Annotated in this window: 15 protein-coding genes; 9 read left to right on the top strand and 6 right to left on the bottom strand. The window is 59.6% G+C overall.

The features are described 5' to 3' along the window. Window positions 1-294: 294 nt before the first annotated feature. The 6 genes from AC3IX4_RS10415 (at window position 295) to AC3IX4_RS10440 (ending at window position 7827) form a co-directional block, all read left to right on the top strand. On the top strand, window positions 295-1734 hold the full coding sequence (locus AC3IX4_RS10415) for a cytochrome ubiquinol oxidase subunit I (protein WP_489260446.1): 1440 nt from the start codon (window positions 295-297) through the stop codon (window positions 1732-1734). A 3-nt stretch (window positions 1735-1737) separates the two neighbouring features. Then, window positions 1738-2745, top strand: coding sequence for a cytochrome d ubiquinol oxidase subunit II (cydB, locus tag AC3IX4_RS10420; RefSeq protein WP_489260447.1), 1008 nt, complete (start codon window positions 1738-1740; stop codon window positions 2743-2745). A gap of 114 nt (window positions 2746-2859) precedes the next feature. After that, window positions 2860-3444 (top strand): sugar dehydrogenase complex small subunit, encoded by a 585-nt coding sequence (locus AC3IX4_RS10425; protein WP_489260448.1) that lies wholly within the window; start codon window positions 2860-2862, stop codon window positions 3442-3444. Continuing rightward, window positions 3437-5077, top strand: coding sequence for a GMC family oxidoreductase (locus AC3IX4_RS10430; RefSeq protein WP_489260449.1), 1641 nt, complete (start codon window positions 3437-3439; stop codon window positions 5075-5077). The genes AC3IX4_RS10425 and AC3IX4_RS10430 overlap by 8 nt, the downstream gene beginning before the upstream one ends. 3 nt (window positions 5078-5080) lie before the next feature. Then, a complete protein-coding gene (locus AC3IX4_RS10435) occupies window positions 5081-6442 on the top strand; it encodes a c-type cytochrome (protein WP_489260450.1) in 1362 nt (453 codons plus the stop codon). 107 nt (window positions 6443-6549) lie between these two features. Then, window positions 6550-7827, top strand: coding sequence for an OprD family porin (locus AC3IX4_RS10440; protein WP_489260451.1), 1278 nt, complete (start codon window positions 6550-6552; stop codon window positions 7825-7827). Window positions 7828-8451: 624 nt separating this feature from the next. On the opposite strand, the gene AC3IX4_RS10445 is transcribed toward AC3IX4_RS10440, so the two are convergent. The 6 genes from AC3IX4_RS10445 to AC3IX4_RS10470 form a co-directional block, all read right to left on the bottom strand. Beyond that, window positions 8452-9753, bottom strand: coding sequence for an OprD family porin (locus AC3IX4_RS10445; RefSeq protein ID WP_489260452.1), 1302 nt, complete (start codon window positions 9751-9753; stop codon window positions 8452-8454). 119 nt (window positions 9754-9872) lie between these two features. Continuing rightward, window positions 9873-10352 (bottom strand): MarR family winged helix-turn-helix transcriptional regulator, encoded by a 480-nt coding sequence (locus tag AC3IX4_RS10450; RefSeq protein ID WP_489260453.1) that lies wholly within the window; start codon window positions 10350-10352, stop codon window positions 9873-9875. Between the two features lie 73 nt (window positions 10353-10425). Then, window positions 10426-11565 (bottom strand): cyclohexanecarboxyl-CoA dehydrogenase, encoded by a 1140-nt coding sequence (gene aliB / locus AC3IX4_RS10455; RefSeq protein ID WP_489260454.1) that lies wholly within the window; start codon window positions 11563-11565, stop codon window positions 10426-10428. Between the two features lie 58 nt (window positions 11566-11623). Beyond that, the gene (locus AC3IX4_RS10460) at window positions 11624-12406 is read right to left on the bottom strand and encodes an enoyl-CoA hydratase-related protein (protein WP_489260455.1); all 783 of its coding nucleotides are present in this window, start codon (window positions 12404-12406) and stop codon (window positions 11624-11626) included. 31 nt (window positions 12407-12437) lie between these two features. Continuing rightward, window positions 12438-13205, bottom strand: a complete 768-nt coding sequence (locus AC3IX4_RS10465; protein WP_489260456.1) for an SDR family NAD(P)-dependent oxidoreductase — start codon at window positions 13203-13205, stop codon at window positions 12438-12440. A gap of 48 nt (window positions 13206-13253) precedes the next feature. Further along, window positions 13254-14918 (bottom strand): AMP-binding protein, encoded by a 1665-nt coding sequence (locus AC3IX4_RS10470; RefSeq protein WP_489260457.1) that lies wholly within the window; start codon window positions 14916-14918, stop codon window positions 13254-13256. 169 nt (window positions 14919-15087) lie between these two features. On the opposite strand from AC3IX4_RS10470, the gene AC3IX4_RS10475 reads away from it, so the two are divergent. Genes AC3IX4_RS10475 through AC3IX4_RS10485 form a run of 3 tightly spaced genes read left to right on the top strand, consistent with a single transcriptional unit; the run spans window position 15088 to window position 18021 of the window. Beyond that, complete coding sequence (locus tag AC3IX4_RS10475) at window positions 15088-15864, top strand: enoyl-CoA hydratase (protein ID WP_489260458.1); 777 nt, start codon at window positions 15088-15090, stop codon at window positions 15862-15864. Window positions 15865-15915: 51 nt separating this feature from the next. Beyond that, window positions 15916-16776 (top strand): enoyl-CoA hydratase/isomerase family protein, encoded by an 861-nt coding sequence (locus AC3IX4_RS10480; protein WP_489260459.1) that lies wholly within the window; start codon window positions 15916-15918, stop codon window positions 16774-16776. A gap of 48 nt (window positions 16777-16824) precedes the next feature. Then, window positions 16825-18021: an acyl-CoA dehydrogenase family protein gene (locus AC3IX4_RS10485; RefSeq protein WP_489260460.1), complete on the top strand. Its 1197-nt coding sequence runs from the start codon at window positions 16825-16827 to the stop codon at window positions 18019-18021. The last annotated feature ends 5 nt before the right edge of the window (window positions 18022-18026 follow it).

Raw genomic sequence — 18026 nt, forward strand, 5'->3', positions numbered from 1 at the left:
CGGGGTGGGCACGGTAAATCTTCCCGTCGCCCAAATCATCGATTCGACAACTGGGTCAATTCGGCGTTGGCGTCAATACATAGGTGAACGTTTGCATGGCACTTCGGTGCGTGGGGAGATTGATAGTTCGCTGCAGTTTCGTCGGTCTTACTTTGTTTTTTCAGAGTCATCCGTTTGTGAAATTACCTTCATTTTCACTGTCAATCATGCGGCCGCCAGAATGTGGGCTATCGTCATTGCGGTGAGCGTCTTTGGCGTTGTTGCTACCCAGACAATACTTGCGAAGGAGTATATATGTTTGGTTTAGAGGCATTAGATCTCGCCCGAATCCAATTCGCGTTCACCGTGTCGTTCCACATCCTGTTCCCGGCCATCACCATTGGCCTGGCGAGTTATCTGGCCGTGCTCGAAGGGCTGTGGCTCAGAACCCATCAAGACGTTTACCGTGACCTGTATCACTTCTGGTCGAAGATCTTCGCCGTCAACTTCGGGATGGGCGTGGTCTCGGGCCTGGTGATGGCCTATCAGTTTGGCACCAACTGGAGTCGCTTCTCCGACTTCGCCGGCGCCGTGACCGGGCCGTTGTTGACCTACGAAGTGCTCACCGCCTTCTTCCTCGAGGCCGGCTTTCTCGGCGTCATGCTGTTTGGCTGGAACCGGGTGGGGCGCGGCCTGCACTTTTTTGCCACGGTGATGGTGGCGATCGGGACCTTGGTATCGACCTTCTGGATCCTGGCCTCCAACAGCTGGATGCAAACGCCTCAGGGCTATGAAATCGTCGATGGCCGGGTCATTCCGGTGGACTGGCTGGCGGTGATCTTCAATCCTTCCTTTCCCTATCGGCTGATGCACATGGCCACCGCCGCCTTTGTCGCCACGGCCTTTTTTGTAGGTGCTTCGGCGGCCTGGCACTTGCTGCGCGGCCGCGATAATCCGGCGATCCGCAAGATGCTCTCGATGGCCATGTGGATGGCGCTGATCGTGGCGCCGGTGCAAGCGGTGATCGGTGACTTCCATGGTCTCAATACGCTCAAGCACCAACCGGTGAAAATCGCCGCCATCGAAGGGCACTGGGAGAATGTCGGCGATGAACCGACACCTCTGATTCTGTTCGGCTGGCCGGACATGAAAGCGGAGAAAACCCGCTTTGCCGTCGAGATTCCCTACCTGGGCAGCCTCATCCTCACCCACAGCCTGGACAAGCAAGTGCCGGCGATGAAGGAGTTTCCCCCTGAAGACCGGCCGAACTCGACCATCGTGTTCTGGTCGTTCCGGGTCATGGTCGGCTTGGGCCTGCTGATGATCCTGACCGGCCTGTGGAGCCTGTGGTTGCGCCAGCGCGGCACCCTGTTCGAGAACCGGGCGTTCCTGCGCCTGGCGTTGTGGATGGGGCCGTCGGGGCTGATCGCGATATTGGCCGGCTGGTTCACCACCGAAATCGGGCGCCAGCCGTGGGTCGTCTACGGCCTGATGCGCACCGCCGATGCGTCTTCCAACCACAGTGTCGGGCAGATGAGCCTGACCCTGATCCTGTTCGTGGTGGTGTACTTCTCGCTGTTCGGCGTGGGCCTGGGCTACATGATGCGCCTGGTGCGCAAAGGGCCGAAGATCGATGAGGGCAAGCAGCAGAACCCTGGTGGGCCGGGCCAACCGCGCACACCGGCACGTCCGCTTTCGGCTGCCGATGAGGGCAGCGAAGACGGTTCCAGCGACAGCCTGAGCAAGGGGAACTGAGCCATGGGTATGGATCTTCCACTGATCTGGGCGGTGATCATCATCTTCGGCATCATGATGTACGTGGTCATGGACGGCTTCGATTTGGGGATCGGCATTCTCTTTCCCTTTATCCCGGGCGAGTCGGACCGCGATGTGATGATGAACACCGTGGCCCCGGTCTGGGACGGCAACGAAACCTGGCTGGTGTTGGGCGGCGCGGCGCTGTTCGGGGCCTTTCCCCTGGCCTATGCCGTGGTGCTGTCCGCGCTGTACCTGCCGTTGATTTTCATGCTGATCGGCTTGATCTTTCGCGGCGTGGCCTTCGAGTTCCGCTTCAAGGCCAGGGCCGATAAACGGCACATCTGGGACAAGGCCTTTATCGGCGGCTCGTTGGCCGCCACCTTCTTCCAGGGCGTGGCGCTGGGGGCCTTTATCGACGGCCTGCCGGTGGTCAACCGTGCCTATGCCGGTGGCTCGCTGGACTGGCTGACCCCCTTCAGCCTGTTCTGCGGCCTGGCATTGATCGTGGCGTATGCCTTGCTGGGCTGCACTTGGCTGATCATGAAAACCGAAGGCAAGCTGCAGGCGCAGATGCATCACCTGGCGCGGCCGCTGGCGTTCGTGTTGTTGGCCGTGACCGGCATCGTCAGCCTGTGGACGCCGCTTGCCCATGATGAAATCGCCGCCCGCTGGTTCAGCCTGCCGAACCTGTTCTGGTTCCTGCCGGTGCCGATCCTGGTGCTGGTCACGATGGTCGGCCTGTTGCGGGCCGTGGCGCGCAATGCCCACTACACGCCGTTTTTGCTGACCCTGGTGTTGATCTTTTTGGGCTACAGCGGCCTGGGGATCAGCCTGTGGCCGAACATCGTACCGCCGTCGATCTCGATCTGGGACGCCGCCGCACCGCCGCAGAGCCAGGGCTTCATGCTGGTGGGGACCTTGTTCATCATCCCGTTCATTCTGGGGTACACCTTCTGGAGCTATTACGTGTTCCGCGGCAAGGTGACGCACGAAGATGGTTATCACTAGCCGGGAGGATGAGCGAAATAAAGAGCTGGCACCACCAGATAGATAGCTTGCTATGCAATGGGTGGCGACTGTACTGGGCCTGACGGTCGGTACCGTGTTCAGACTGGCCCCGCGATGCGTGTCAAAGAGGCTTCTCTAAAACGACAACCTGTGACGACAGGACATACCATGAATAGCTTGAATGAAACGAAAAGTCTGATGCTACAACCGACGCGGCGCGCACTGCTAAAAGGTCTATTGATGACCTATTCCGCGTCCCTGGTGCCTTTTGCGCTGGCCGATACGGTTGATAGCCAAGCGCTGGGCACCTTTGTAACGCTCTCGACGATCATCGCCGGCCGACAGAACCTCGACCCACTGCTCGCAAAAATGTTGTATCAGGGCCTTGTCGATGAAGATGCCAACTTTCCCCAAGCGTCAAAAGAGCTGCTGGACCTGATCAACAAGCGTCAACTCAATCCCATGCAAGTGCAGAAAACCCTGGACGATGAAAAATCGGTCCTGGCCCCGATCCCCCGCAAGATCGCGACGGCCTGGTTTATGGGCATAGTGGGCATTGGTAGCAAGGCTCGCTGCCTCGCCTATGAGCATGCGCTCAACGCAGTGATCGTTGCCGATACCCTCAAACCACCGACTTACGCCTACGGTCCTTACGGAAGCTGGGCACGCCAACCCACCGCCGAGGTGAAAAATGTCTGATCAATTGTCTGCTGACATCGTCATCATCGGCTCCGGGGTCTGTGGAGCAATGGCCGCAACCCACCTGCTTAAACAAGGCGCGTCAGTCCTTATTCTGGAGGCGGGTGGGCCGCTGGAACTCGGCCGTATTGTCGGGGCATTTCGCAACTCGACGCGCAAGGGCGACTGGATGTCGCCCTATCCCTGCAGTGACTGGGCGCCTCATCCGATTTTCAAGCCGGTCGATAACGGCTATTTGGTCCAGGACGGCCCATACCCGTATCCGGCTGAATACATCCGCGGCGTGGGTGGTACCTCGTGGCACTGGGCCGCCCAGGCCTGGCGACTGGTACCCGGCGACCTGCGGATCAAGTCCCTGTATGACGTGGGTGTCGATTGGCCTTTGACCTACGATGAACTCGACCCTTTCTATCAGGAAGCGGAAGAAATCTGGGGCGTCTCAGGTGCTGATAACACGGGCTCACCCCGCAAAAAACCGTTCCCGATGGAGCCTGTGACCGAACCCTACGCCATGCGCCGCATTCGCGAGCGGCTGGCACCGACCTATGCCGTGGTCGGCAATACCACCGCACGTAACAGCCGCGCGTATGACGGGCGGCCGGCCTGTTGTGGCAACAACAGCTGTCAGCCGATCTGCCCGATCGACGCGCAGTACCACGGCGGCATTGCCATTCAGACAGCAATAGATGCCGGGGCCAAGCTGCAGATCAATGCCGTGGTCTATCGCATCGAGCATGATGACAAGGGCCATATCGTCGCCGTGCACTACTACGACCCGGACAAACAATCCCATCGCGTCACCGGCAAGACGTTCATCCTGGCCGCCAACGGCATTGAAAGCCCGAAACTCTTGCTGATGTCGGCCAGTGACAAATACCCCAACGGCTTGGCCAACAGCTCGGGCATGGTCGGTCGCAACCTGATGGACCACCCCAGCACCTCCATCACCTTCGATGCCGATGAAGCACTGTGGCTGGGCCGTGGCCCCCAAAGCCCCAGCTCTATCAACACCATGCGCGATGGCCCGTTCCGTTCGAAGCACTCGCCTTACCGCCTGGACTTCACCAACATCTCCCGAGTCAACAGCGCCTCGGAGGCCCTGATTGCAGCCGGTGTGTATGGCGCCGAATTCGAGAAACAGCTCCGTCATCGTGCAGCCTTTGAAATGAGCCTCAAAGACGTGCTGGAGGTGTTACCCAACCCGGACAATCGCATCAGCCTGAGCGATCAAAAAGACTGGCTGGGGCTGCCCAAACCCAAGGTCAACTACGCCATCGACGACTACACCCGCAAGGGGGCGGCGCAGTCGCACAAGGATTTCGCCCGCATTGCCGAACTCATGGGCGGCACAAACCTGCGCTACAGCCCAGAAGGCAACTTTGCCAACAACCAGCACATCACCGGCACGATGAGCATGGGCAACGACCCCAAGACGTCGGTTTGTGACAGTTACGGTCGCACCCATGATCACGACAATTTGTTCATCTGCGGCACCGGCATCATGCCCACGGCCGCCACCATGAATTCGACCCTGACCGCTGCGGCGCTGACCTTGCGCACAGCCCGCCACATCCTCCCGGACCGGGTCATTGCACGGGTTTCGCCATCCGACACTGAACAAGGGCGAGGTTGAGCCATGAACTGGAAAATCACTTCGCTGATTGCCTTGATGCTGGCCAACGCGAATGCCAGCGCAGCAGACGACGTACAGATCCAGCGCGGAAAGTACCTTTCGACAGCCGGTGACTGCGTTGCCTGCCACAGTGTCCCGGGAGGCAAGCCGTTTGCCGGTGGCTTGGCACTGCCTACACCGATTGGCGACATCATTGCGACCAACATCACCCCGTCGAAAACGGCCGGCATTGGCAACTACACCCTGGAGCAGTTCAGTGATGCCGTGCGCAAGGGCGTCCGCGCCGATGGCAAGCAGTTGTATCCGGCCATGCCTTACACCTCCTATGCCAAGGTCAACGATGAAGACGTCCAGGCCATGTATGCCTACTTCATGAATGGCGTCGAGGCTGTAGATACACCGGTTAAACCAACGGCGCTGCCTTTTCCGTTCAATGTTCGCTTTTCCATGGCGGCATGGAACCTGCTGTTTCTCGACGATAAGGTTTTCGTGCCCGATGCATCAAAGGATGCCGAGTGGAACCGAGGGGCTTACCTGGTTCAAGGCTTGACGCACTGCAGCGCCTGTCACTCGCCGCGTAACCTGATGATGGCGGAGGTGTCTTCAAAAGATCTGGCGGGCGGTGATGTAGGGGCTTGGTATGCACCGAATATCACCTCGGACCTTAACAGTGGTATCGGCGGTTGGGATAACGCCGAACTGGTCGCCTACCTGAAAACCGGCGGAGCGCCAGGCAAGGGCCAAGCCGCTGGGCCGATGGCCGAAGCCGTGGATCACAGCTTGCAGCATCTTGATGAAAGTGACCTCAAGGCCATTGCGGTCTACCTGAAGACAGTCCCTGCGCAACGCGACCCAAAGGACGGCAAGCCGGTGTATGCCCTTGGGCAAAAAACCGATGCGCTCGCCAGCATTCGCGGCGTAGCCCTGCCAGCGGATGGCGACAAGATGACCGGCGCTCAACTGTACGACGCTCATTGCTCAACCTGTCACCAGGCCCAGGGGGAGGGCAGTTTCGACGGTGGCTTGCCATCGTTGTCAAACAACACCGCGGTTGGACGCAGCAACACCCATAACCTGGTGATGGTCATCCTGGACGGCGTCAAGCGCGGCGCCGATGCCCAGGACGTCAGGATGCAAGGCTTTGCCAAAAACCTCAGCGACCAGCAAGTGGCGACACTGGCCACTTACCTGACTACCCAGTACGGCAATCCAGACATCCAAGTAAGCGCGGACCAAGTCAAGGAGCTCCGGGCCGGGGGGCCTCAGTCGCACCTGGCGGCGTTGGCCCAGGGGGGGATCGCGGTGGCAGTGCTGGTGTTTATCGGGCTGGTCATCGGGTGGCTGCGCCGTAAGCGTCGGTCATAGCATCGAAGCCTTCTGGGCCGCTTGATATTGCCTGCCGCTTGGACGGACCCGCCTCTTGGAGTTGGGCATTGATTCATCTATCCGCAGATTCACTGTAGGAGGTATCGATGTACAAGTATTTTCGCCAATGCGGGTATTACGCTTCACTCATAATGGCCGCTGGAGCAGCGGGAGTCGTTACGCACGCAAACGCTGAATTGATCGATGACAGCAAAGCCAACCTGCAACTGCGTAACTATTTTTTCAATCGTGATTACACGGGGGATCAAGGCCCGGTCATCAACGGTAAGCGTCAGAGTGAGGCCTCACACTGGAGCCAGAATTTCATACTCGCTGTTCAGTCTGGCTACACGGAGGGCGTCGTGGGTTTTGGCGTCGATATGCTTGGCATGCTTTCGATCAAACTGGACGGCGATCAGTGGTCGAAGAACACCCAGATGACCCCCGTTCATGATGATGGCTATCCACCCGATAGTTGGGGGCGCGTGGCGCTAGCAGGGAAAGCGCGTATATCGAAAGCCGACTTGAAGGTAGGGGAGTGGGCTCCAGCCTTGCCCATCCTGCGTGCCGATGATGGCCGCTCGTTACCGCAGACTTTCCAGGGCGCGCTTATCGACTCCAAGGAAATCGAAAACCTCGAACTCTATGTTGGCCAGTTCCGTCAGAATAGTCCGCGCGACGATGGCAGCCCGGAGGACTTCAGTTTCCTTGGCCGCGGAACCTCAGACCGTTTCAATCTGGCAGGCGCGGAATACACCTTTAACGAGAAGCAGACGATGGTAGGCGCCTGGTATGCCGAACTCGAGGATATCTATGACCAGCGCTACTACCAGTTTCTGCATACCCAGAGGTTAAGCGAAAACTGGGTGGCCAGCGCGAACCTCGGCTACTTCCAGGGCAGCGACAATGGTGACAAGCTCGATGGCGACTTGAGCAATGAAACCTACTCGGGATTGTTTTCATTGAAGCATGGGCCAAACACTTTCTATCTCGGCCTTGTGAAGGTGCGTGGCAACAGCAAATGGATGCGGGTCAATGGCGCCAGCGGAGGTACGCTGGCCAACGATGGTTACTCCTACACGGCCGATAATATCGATGAACGCTCGTGGCAGGTGCGACACGACTTTGACTTTGCAAATCTAGGTGTTCCTGGCCTGACTGTGATGAACCGTTATATCCAGGGACGCGATATCGATGTCTCGCCTGCTGACCTCAATGGCAAGGAATGGATACGCGAATCGGAAGTCGCGTATGCGATACAAACAGGTGCACTGAAAGATTTGGTATTCAAATGGCGCAGCGCCACTGTCCGGCGCGACTATCAAGGTGGACAGGATTTCGATGAGCATCGGCTGATTCTTGTCTACCCACTGACGCTACTTTGAGATCCAAGGAACTACGAACACGAGACAAAGCTTCAAATGTTGCCAATGGACCGCTGTGGGGTGAGTGAGCCAGCTTGGATAATGCACGGGGACAATCGTGGGTGGGGGGCGGTTCGAGGCATGGCTTCAAGGCGGAGCAGTTTAACATTCAATAACAAGAATACCAAAGCACCAGGCAACCCGTAGTGATAGCCGATAGGGCCGCACACTTCTTCAAGGCTGCATCGGACTGAGCACCGAGGGCCATGCGAGGCTCTGACGCTGCCGGTGAGGGTCACTGCGGCGATGCGTGGATCAGCAATGGCCGTGGAGACACCGTCTCCTACGCGGGTGCAGACACACCAGTGCGGGTTACGACCTCTGTCCCGCGCGTACTTATCCTAGCAAAGCCTTTGGCGGCTGCCCCTTCGGGTCAGCCGCCAAAGGCTTTTCGGAATTGAGATTCACCGCAGAACTTGAGCCATACGCCCCCAGTTTGCTGCGCGACAGCGCGGTGCCGGGGGCGGCGGGCGGACTCCTACTCGATTGCGCGCAAAACTGGCGCAAAACTATCCGGCAATTTGTAAGGAGGCGTCGGATTTGGCACCGTGAGTCTAGGTCACTGATCGAAAGCGAATGCCCGGATTACCAGAATTTAAAGGTGTAAGCGACGATCAGGCGATTTTCGTCGACGTCCGTCGTGTCGCTGCCGCGATAGCTGACATTGCGCCAGCGCAAGCTCAGGTTTCGTAAAGGCCCGCTTTGAATCACGTAGGCGATGTCGGTATTACGCTCCCACTCTTTGGCGGCAACGCCTCGAATATCGAAATCATCGCCCCGCATGTGGCGCGTCATCAGTGTCAGCCCGGGAATGCCCAATGCGGCAAAATCATAGTCGTAACGCAGTTGCCAGGAGTCTTCCCTGGCGCGGACGAAGGGTTGGTACGTACCGTTGTTCAAAGCCCAGGGGTCGGCGACCAGCAGAGAGGGCAGGCCTGTGTCTCCACTTTGGTTCTGATAGCCCAGGCCTAGTGAATGGCCGCGGCTGCTCAAGGTAAACATTGCGCCCAGGTAGCGGTTGTCGACGTTGGTCTGACCCTCGTCATCGCTGCCGAAGTAGCGGACGTCGGCCTTCAAACTGATGCTTTCGGTCAACGGCATCTTGTACAAGAGGCTGGCGGCATTCTGGTTGTAGTTGTCCTTAAGTTCCGCGCGGTAAAACGTGGCACTCAGATTGGGCTGGAAGGCGTAAGTCGCGCCGACGTAGTTGAAGCGGTCGGTGGGCGCGCCGCCGGTGGAGCCGTCGGCCGCCATACGCATGTCTTCGAAGTCGGACGAGTCGCGCTGGTGGGCCTGGCGAAACTGTCCGGCGGTGAGGCTCAGGTTCTGGATGTCGGTGGAGACGACCTGTCCACCCTGGTAGGTTTGTGGCAGCAGGCGCGTGTCATTGCGAAACAGCACTGGCATCACCGGTTCGTGGTTGCCGAGGGTGACCAGGGTCTTGGCGACTTTGAGCTTGGCGGTCGGTGCCAGGAAGCTGTACTCATCGACCGGCTCGCCGGTCCGTTGATTGCGCTGCAGGACACCCGTACCGCTGCTACCGCCGCCGGAGTCGAGCTTGACGCCGACCAGCCCCAGGACATCCAGGCCAACGCCAATCTTACCCTCGGTGAACCCCGAGTTACCGCGCAAAATGAAGCCTTGTGCCCAGTCTTCGGCCTTGCTCTGGGGCTTGCCATCGTGGCGCGGGCCGTCGGACAGACCCGCGTCCCGGTAATCGCGATTCATGTAGAAATTTCGCGTTTCCAGGCTCAAGTGACTGTCGGCGACCAGGTCTGCATGGGCCTGTGTAGCGAGCAATAACGCAGACACACAAGGGGCTTTCAGGGAATACCGGGCACAAGTCGACCCGGCCATATGCCCGGTGACGGGATTGGCTGTACGCATGATGAGATGTTCCTGCCTGCTGTGAGTTGTTTTTGTTGTTCAGCCAGCCCCTGGAGGGGGCTGTTTTAGGGTTTTATGAACAATGACTCTTCGGCGAGGGCAGGAAGGTTGGGATCAGCCTATTGCGCCTCGTCGTCTTGCTGCTCGTTGCCGAGCGATATGGCTGCCATGTCGCCTTGTAGCTTGTTGAGAAAATGCAGCAGGCTGATGCCGTCGTCGAAACTGAAGCTTTGCAGGCCCTGCTGGTAAAACGCCTGGATCCGATCCTGCAATGAATCCCAGAACGCCTTGCCGGTGTCAGTCAATTGCACCAGGCGCGCACGTCCGTCATCCGGGTGCGGTACGCGCAGCACATGGTTGTCGCGTTCCATGCGCTTGAGCACGCCGTCCAGGCTCTGGCGGCTGACGACCAGGTACTCGGTCAGTTCAAAGAACGAGATACCGCCTTCATAGCCTTCGCGTGAGAGGGCGCCGAGCACGGCCCACTGCACCGTGCTGATGCCCATCTCTTTCTGGACTTGCCTTTGCAGGACGTTGCCGGTCTGGAACAGCCGGAAAAACAGCCTGTTGGGTACGGATCGGGTGTCGCTATTATTCATTGATGTTCCTTGTCGGCTCCGTCAGGGCGAGCGCGGTTGTATGAGTGCCCGGCCTAGTGGAGCAGGCAGGGCATCAGTGGGGCACGAACTCGCGGGCAATGATGTTTTTCATGATCTGCGCGGTGCCGTCACCGATTTGCAGGCCAAGTACATCGCGCAAGCGCTGGGCGAATGGCAAGTCCTCGCCATAACCGGTGTGCCCATGGGCCAGCAAACACTGCTTGACCACATCGAACGCCAGTTTCGGGCCCCACCACTTGTTCATGGCCGCCTCGGCATTGTGAGGCAGCTTATTATCCTTGAGCCACAAGGCGTAATAGCACTGCAGGCGGGCAGCATGCACGTAGGTTTGCAATTCTGCCAGTGGGTGGGTCAAACCCTGGAAGGATGACAAGGCCTGGCCGAAGGCCTTGCGCTCGGTCAGCCACTGCCAGGTTTCATCCAGTGATTGCTGGGCCAGGGCAAGGCACTGCAGACCAATCAGGGCGCGGCTGTAGTCGAAGCCTTGCATGACCTGTTTAAATCCCTTGTTCTCATCACCCAGGCGATGGTTGACCGGCACCTCGACATTGTCGAAGAAGATCGAGCCGCGGCCAATGGCACGCTCGCCAGCGTCGTCGAAGCGGGTGGTGCTGATGCCCGGCAGGTTCATGGGGACCAGGAAAGCGCTGATGCCGCTGGCGCGTTGCTCCACGGTGCCGGTGCGGGCGAAAACGACGGCGACATCAGCCTGGTCGGCCATGGATATGGACGTTTTCTCGCCGTTGAGCACATAAACGTTGCCCTTGAGTTCAGCCTTCAGACGCAGGCTGGCGGCATCCGATCCACCGCTGGGTTCGGTCAGGGCGATGCAGGCAACCTTGCGCCCGGCAGTCATTTCGCTCAACCATTCCCGGGCCAGCGAGGATTCGGCGTATTGGGCAATGATCTGGCCGTTTAGCGAGGTCAGCAGCGGGATGTACGCCACATTGAAGTCGCCACGGGCCAGTTCTTCGATGATCAGGCCGGCGGTAACGCAGTCCAGGCCGCTGCCGCCGAATGCTTCTGGCAGTTCACCGCCGAGCAGGCCCATTTCGCCCATCTGCGCAATGACTTCGCGCTCGATGCGGCCCTCGCGATCCCGTTGGCGGTAACCGGGGGCGAGGACGTCGGCGCTGAATCGTGCAACGCTTTCGCGGATGGCATTTTGTTGTTCTGTGAAGGCGAAATTCATGATGCTCTCCAGGCCATTGGGGGCTGTGCCGGCAACAGGATGGTTGCCGGCGCAGGGATCATTTGTAGAATTTACGGAACTCAGGCTTACGCTTTTCCTTGAAAGCCGCGACGCCTTCCTTGGACTCTTCGGTGTCGTAGTAGAGGCTCAGGGCCTGCATGCCGAGGCCACCGATACCGCCAATGTTGGCGCTGTCAGCATTGAACGAGCGCTTGGCAATGGACAGTGCGGTCGGGCTTTTCTCGAGAATTTCCTCACACCACCTCTGTACTTCTTCATCGAGCTGTTCGTGAGGTACCACGGCGTTGACCAGACCCCAGTCCAGCGCCTGCTGGGCGCTGTACTTGCGGCACAGGTACCAGATCTCGCGGGCGCGTTTTTCGCCGATCAGGCGTGACAGATAAGCAGTGCCGTAACCCGGGTCGACCGAGCCGACCTTGGGGCCGACCTGGCCGAACACCGCTTTGTCGGAGGCGATGCTCAGGTCGCAGACCACGTGCAGCACATGCCCGCCACCGATGGCAAAGCCATTGACCCGGGCGATCACTGGTTTAGGCACTTCGCGGATCAGGTTCTGTAGCTCTTCGACTGGCAGGCCGATCAGGCCGCGACCGTCGTACTGGCCTTCATGGGCGCCTTGATCGCCACCGGTGCAGAAGGCCTTGTCGCCAGCGCCGGTGAAGACGATGACGCCGATTTCCTTGTTCCAGCCGGCACGGTTGAAAGCGTCAAGCAGCTCCATGCAGGTCTGGCCGCGGAACGCGTTGTAGCGCTCGGGGCGGTTGATGGTAATGGTCGCGACGCCGTTGAGTTCTTGGTACAGGATGTCTTCGTAGTTCATTGCATGCTCTCCCAAAAAATAGTTGTTTGGCTTAGCCAGCCATCGTCAGGCCGCCGGACACACTGATCACTTGACCGGTAATGAAGTTGGCATCGTCGCTGGCGAGCAGGGCGATGATTCCCGGGTAGTCTTCCGGTTGTCCCAGTCGACGCATCGGCACGGCATTCTTGAAAGCTTCCAGGAGCTTTTCCGGGTTGTTGGAGGTGTCGGCCACGCTTTTGAGCAGCGCGGTGTCGGTCGGGCCAGGGCAGACCACGTTGACATTGATGTTCTTGGTCGCCAGCTCCCGCGCCAGGGTTTTGCTCAGTCCCACCAAGCCAGCCTTACAGGCTGCGTAGACCGCCTCACCCGAAGAGCCGACACGGGCGGCATCGGAGGCAATGTTGATGACTTTGCCGCCACCGGCTTCGAGCATTTTGGGCAGCACCACGTGGTGCATGTTCAGGGCGCCGGTCAGGTTGATCGAAATCAACTGCTCCCACTGCTGTGGTTCGGTTTTGAGGAACGGCATGAACCGGTCGAAACCTGCGTTGTTCACCAGTACGGTCGGCACCCCCAAGTCTTTTTCAATAGCCGCGACGGTTTCGGTGATGGCGGCGTAGTCAGTGATGTCGGCGGCATAGGCACCTGCTTTGCCACCGGCTTCGCGGATCAAGTCGACGGTGGTTTGCGCTGCGGCACTGTCGCGATCAAGCACGGCAACCAGGCTACCCTCGGCAGCGAAGCGCTGGCAGACGGCGCGACCGATGCCGCCGCCACCGCCGGTGATGATCACGGTTTTTCCGCTAAGACCTTTCATAGGGGGAATTCTCCAAATCAGTTGAGTGGCGAGTTTCGAGTGGGTGGATCAGCGACGCTTGGCCGGGTCGATGCGAATGCTCGCGGCCCGCTCATGCAGCTTGAATTTCTGAATTTTTCCGGAGGGCGTGCGGGGCAGGGTAGGCAGCACTTCCAGGTACTCGGGCAAGTAGTTGCGCGACAGGTTGTGTTCGAGCAGGAAGATCACAGCGGCTTCGAGGCTCAGGTCCGTAAAACCGTCATGCAAGGTGACATAGGCGCAGACACGTTCACCCAGACGTTCGTCGGGGCAGCCGACCAGTGCAACCGCCGAAATGGCCGGGTGCTTGTAGAGCAGGTTTTCCACCTCCACCACCGGAATATTCTCGCCACCGCGGATGACCACATCCTTGGTTCGCCCGGTGATGCGGATATAGCCCAGGGCGTCCATGCGCGCCAGGTCGCCAGTGGCGAACCAGCCGTGCGCATCGACGCCATACAGCTCGGGGCGCTTGAGGTAGCCGACGAACAAGCTCGCGCCGCGCACCATAAGGTGGCCTTCGGTGCCGCTGGGCACGGGGTGGCCAGCATCGTCGATCACCTGAACCTCCATGTAGGGCAGGGCCAGGCCATCGGTGTGAATGGCCCGCTCGGGCTCGTCCTGCACGCGGGTCATGGTGACGGCGCCAGTCTCGGTCATGCCCCACGCCGAAACGATCTTCGCGTTGATGCGATCGCCAGCCTTTTCCACCAGGCTTTCTGGAATCGGTGCGCCGGCAGAGACAAAAATACGCAAGCTCGACAGTGCTTCGGGCTGATCAACGGCAACCTCGATCAAGTCGGCGAGGAAGGGCGTCGAGGCCATCGTAAAGGTGGGGCGCTCGGTGGCGGCGATCCTGAGTGCGGTGCGCGCATCCCAGACGTCCTGCAACACCGCCGCCGCGCCGAGGTAGATGGGCATCAGCATGCCGTAGAGAAAACCGGTCTGGTGAGCCATGGGCGAGGCCATGAAGATAATGTCTTCGTGGCCAAGCGCCAGGCGTTCAGCATAAGGAATGATGTTGCTCAACAGGGTGCTGGAGGTGTGGAGCACGCCCTTGGGTTCACCGGTGGTGCCGGAGGTGAACAACAGTTGAACGATGTCGTCGGCATGCGGACGGCGCTGGGCGAACAGCGCCTGGGTATCGCAGTTATTTTCCCATTCTTGGATGAGCAGTTGCTGTTCAAAACTGTTGTTGCCGTCGCTACCTATCACCAGTACATGGCGCAGTTCCGGCAGATCGGCTCGCAAGCCCTCGGCCATGCTGGCGTAATCGAAACCGCGAAAATGTTGTGGCACGACCAGTAGATGACTGCGGGCGTGGCCGAGCATGAAGCGCAGTTCGCGTTCCCGAAAAATCGGCATCAACGGGTTGAACACAGCACCGAGTCGGGCACAGGCCAGGAACAGGGCCGTCATCTGCCAGCAGTTGGGCAACTGACACGACACCACGCTGCCTTTTTCCACGTTCAGGGCAGCGAGGCCGGCAGCCATGCGAGTGACCACGGCATCCAGTTGGCCGTAGGTAAAGGAGGTGGGGCTGTCCTCTGCTGCGCAGTAACCGGTCAGCGCGCGGCGATCTGCGCCTTTGACAAGCTGTGAATCCCAGTAGTCTGTAATGATATTGTCATGAGGCGAATCGGTGCTGGGCGCATTTGAACGACGATCGGGTGATGTGCCTGTCCAAGTGTTCATGTGTAGATATCGACTCTTAAGGGTTGGTGTTGTTGTTATCTTACGGTCTGGTGTTGCCCTTTCGATGACCTAAAGATAAGGCTTTCAAAATTAATATGTCAACATGTTGTCTTTATATTTTTCTATGGATATATTCGAAGCCAGTCCAGAACAACAAGAGGTAGGTGACATGGCTTTCCTGAATATCCTTGTCGAGCAGCATGCGGCCGTTGGCCTGGTCCGTCTTAATCGCCCGACTGTCTATAACGCGCTCAATGACGCCTTGATGACTGAGTTAGGCCAGGCGCTGCTGGCCTTTGAAGCGGATGACCAGGTACGGGCGATCGTCATCACCGGCAACGACAAAGCCTTCGCGGCCGGTGCCGACCTCAGCGAATTGCAGTTCAAGGGCTTTTCCGATGTGTACTTGGAGGATTTCGTCACGGCCAATTGGGAAACCGTCACCCGCTGCCGCAAACCGGTGATTGCAGCGGTTGCAGGCCTGGCGCTGGGGGGTGGCTGCGAGCTGGCGATGATGTGCGACATGGTCATCGCCGCCGACAACGCCCGTTTCGGCCAACCGGAAGTCAAGGTCGGCACCTTGCCCGGCGCCGGCGGTACCCAACGCCTGACCCGCGCCATCGGCAAGGCCAAGGCCATGGACCTGTGCCTGACCGGACGCTTCATGGAGGTCGAGGAGGCCGAACGCTGCGGTTTGATCAGCCGCGTTGTGCCCCTGGCCGACCTGCTCGCTGAAGCGTTGGCCGTGGCTGCACAAATCGCCGGCCACCCGGCTCTGGCGGTGAAACTCAATAAGGAAGCGGTCAACCGTGCCTTTGAAACCACCCTGGCCGAGGGGGTGCAGTTCGAGAGGCGCTTGATGCACGCCAGTTTTGCAAGTCTAGACCAGAAGGAGGGCATGCAGGCCTTCGCCCAGAAGCGCACACCGGTGTGGACCCATCGCTGATACGCGCGATCGATTGGCAAGCCGCATAAAAACAAGAAGAGGAACTGTCCGATGACTTCAGTCGTACACATGACCCGCGAGGGAGGCGTGGCCTTGATTCGGGTCGACAACCCACCGGTCAATGCCCTGGGTCATGCCGTGCGTGCCGGGCTGCTGGAAGCTTTTAGCGCGGCGCAACGGGACGAGCAGGTCAAATTGATCATGCTCTATTGCGAGGGCAAGACCTTTATCGCCGGCGCCGATATTCGCGAGTTCGGCCAGCCTGCCCAGGCGCCGATCCTGCAAGAACTGACCCTGGCCATCGAGAACGGCAACAAGCCTTCGCTGGCGGTGTTGCACGGTTCAGTACTGGGCGGCGGACTGGAAATCGCGCTGGGCTGTCACTATCGAATTGCCCACAGTGCCACCCGGCTCGGCTTGCCGGAAACCCGTCTGGGCCTGTTGCCCGGCGGTGGCGGCACCCAGCGCCTGCCGCGTCTGGTGGGTGTGGAAACCGCGCTGGACATGATCATCACGGGCGAGCCGATCGAGGCGACCCAGGCGTTGGGTCTCGGTCTTGTAGGCGCTCTGTTCGACGATGAGCCTCTGGTCGCAGGCCTCCAGTCTGCGCGGCAACTGTTGGCCGAGCACGCCCCCGTGCGCCGCGTCGGCCAGATCGAGATGCCCACGACGTCTGACGAGGCCAGCGCATTGATTGCGGCCCGGCGCAGCGAAATTTCCCGAACCCAACCTGATTCGTTCTCGGCCCCGCGCTGCCTTGCCGCAGTCGAAGCGGCGATCCAGATGCCATTGATCGAAGGCCTGCAGCGCGAGCGCGAGCTGTTTCTTGAATGTATGGCATCGCCCCAGCGCGCGGCGCTGATCGAAGACTTCTTTGCCCGGCGTCAGGCGGCCAAGAACCGCCAAAGCTGAACCCGCGGCCAGCCTGGTGTTGGCCTGACCAACGATCGAGGACTTTGCATGGACATCCACTACACACCTGCCGAGCTTGAGTTCCGTACCGAGGTGCGTGCCTTTCTTCGTGACGCGCTGCCGGCAGACATCGCCACCAAGGTGCGCCTGGGCAAGCGTCTGAGCAAGGACGACCACCAATGCTGGCAGCGGATCCTCGCCCGGCGCGGCTGGTATGCGGCCAATTGGCCGGTGGCCTTTGGTGGCACCGGTTGGGGCGTGGTGCAAAAACACATTTTCGAGGAGGAGTGCGCCGCCTTTGGTGCGCCGCGCCTGATCTCTTTCGGGGTCAACATGGTTGCGCCGGTGATCATGAAATTCGGCAGCCCGGCGCAGCAGGCGCATTACATGCCGCGGATTCTGTCGGGCGAAGACTGGTGGTGCCAGGGCTATTCCGAACCCGGCGCCGGTTCGGACCTGGCCAGCCTCAAGACCCGCGCCGTGCGTGAGGGCGACCACTATGTGGTCAACGGTCAGAAGACCTGGACCACCCTCGGCCAGCACGCCAACATGATTTTCTGCCTGGTGCGAACTGACAGCGAAGCCCAGCAGCAGCGGGGTATTTCCTTCCTGCTGATCGACATGACCACGCCCGGCATCAGCGTTCGCCCGATCATCACGCTCGAAGGCGAGCATGAGGTCAACGAAGTGTTCTTCGACAACGTCCGCGTGCCGGTGAAAAACCTGGTGGGTGAAGAGAACCAGGGCTGGACCTGCGCCAAATACCTGCTGACCCACGAGCGCACCGGGCAGGCCGGCATCGGCCAGTCCAAGGCCGCACTGGCGCACCTCAAGCAGGTCGCCGGGCAGGAACTGCGCAACGGTCGGCCGTTGCTGGACGACCCGCAGTTTCGCTTACAGGTTGCCGAAGTGGAAATTCAGCTGCTGGCCATCGAGATGAGCACCCTGCGCATCCTCGCCGCTGCCCAGGCCGGCGGCGTGCCCGGCGCCGAAAGTTCGATCCTGAAGATCAAGGGTTCGGAAATTCGCCAGGCCATCAGCCACTTGCTGCGTAAAGCGCTGGGCGCCAAGGCGTTGCCTTTCGTCGAAGCGGAACTGCACGACGACTTCACAGGCACCCCGCTGCACAGCGACTACAGTGCCGCCCCCGCCAGCCAGTATTTCAACCTGCGCAAGCTGTCTATCTACGGCGGCTCCAATGAAATTCAAAAGAACATCATCGCCAAGCTGATTCTTGAGCTTTAAGGAGG

The sequence above is a fragment of the Pseudomonas sp. KH_021 genome (assembly GCF_057838865.1).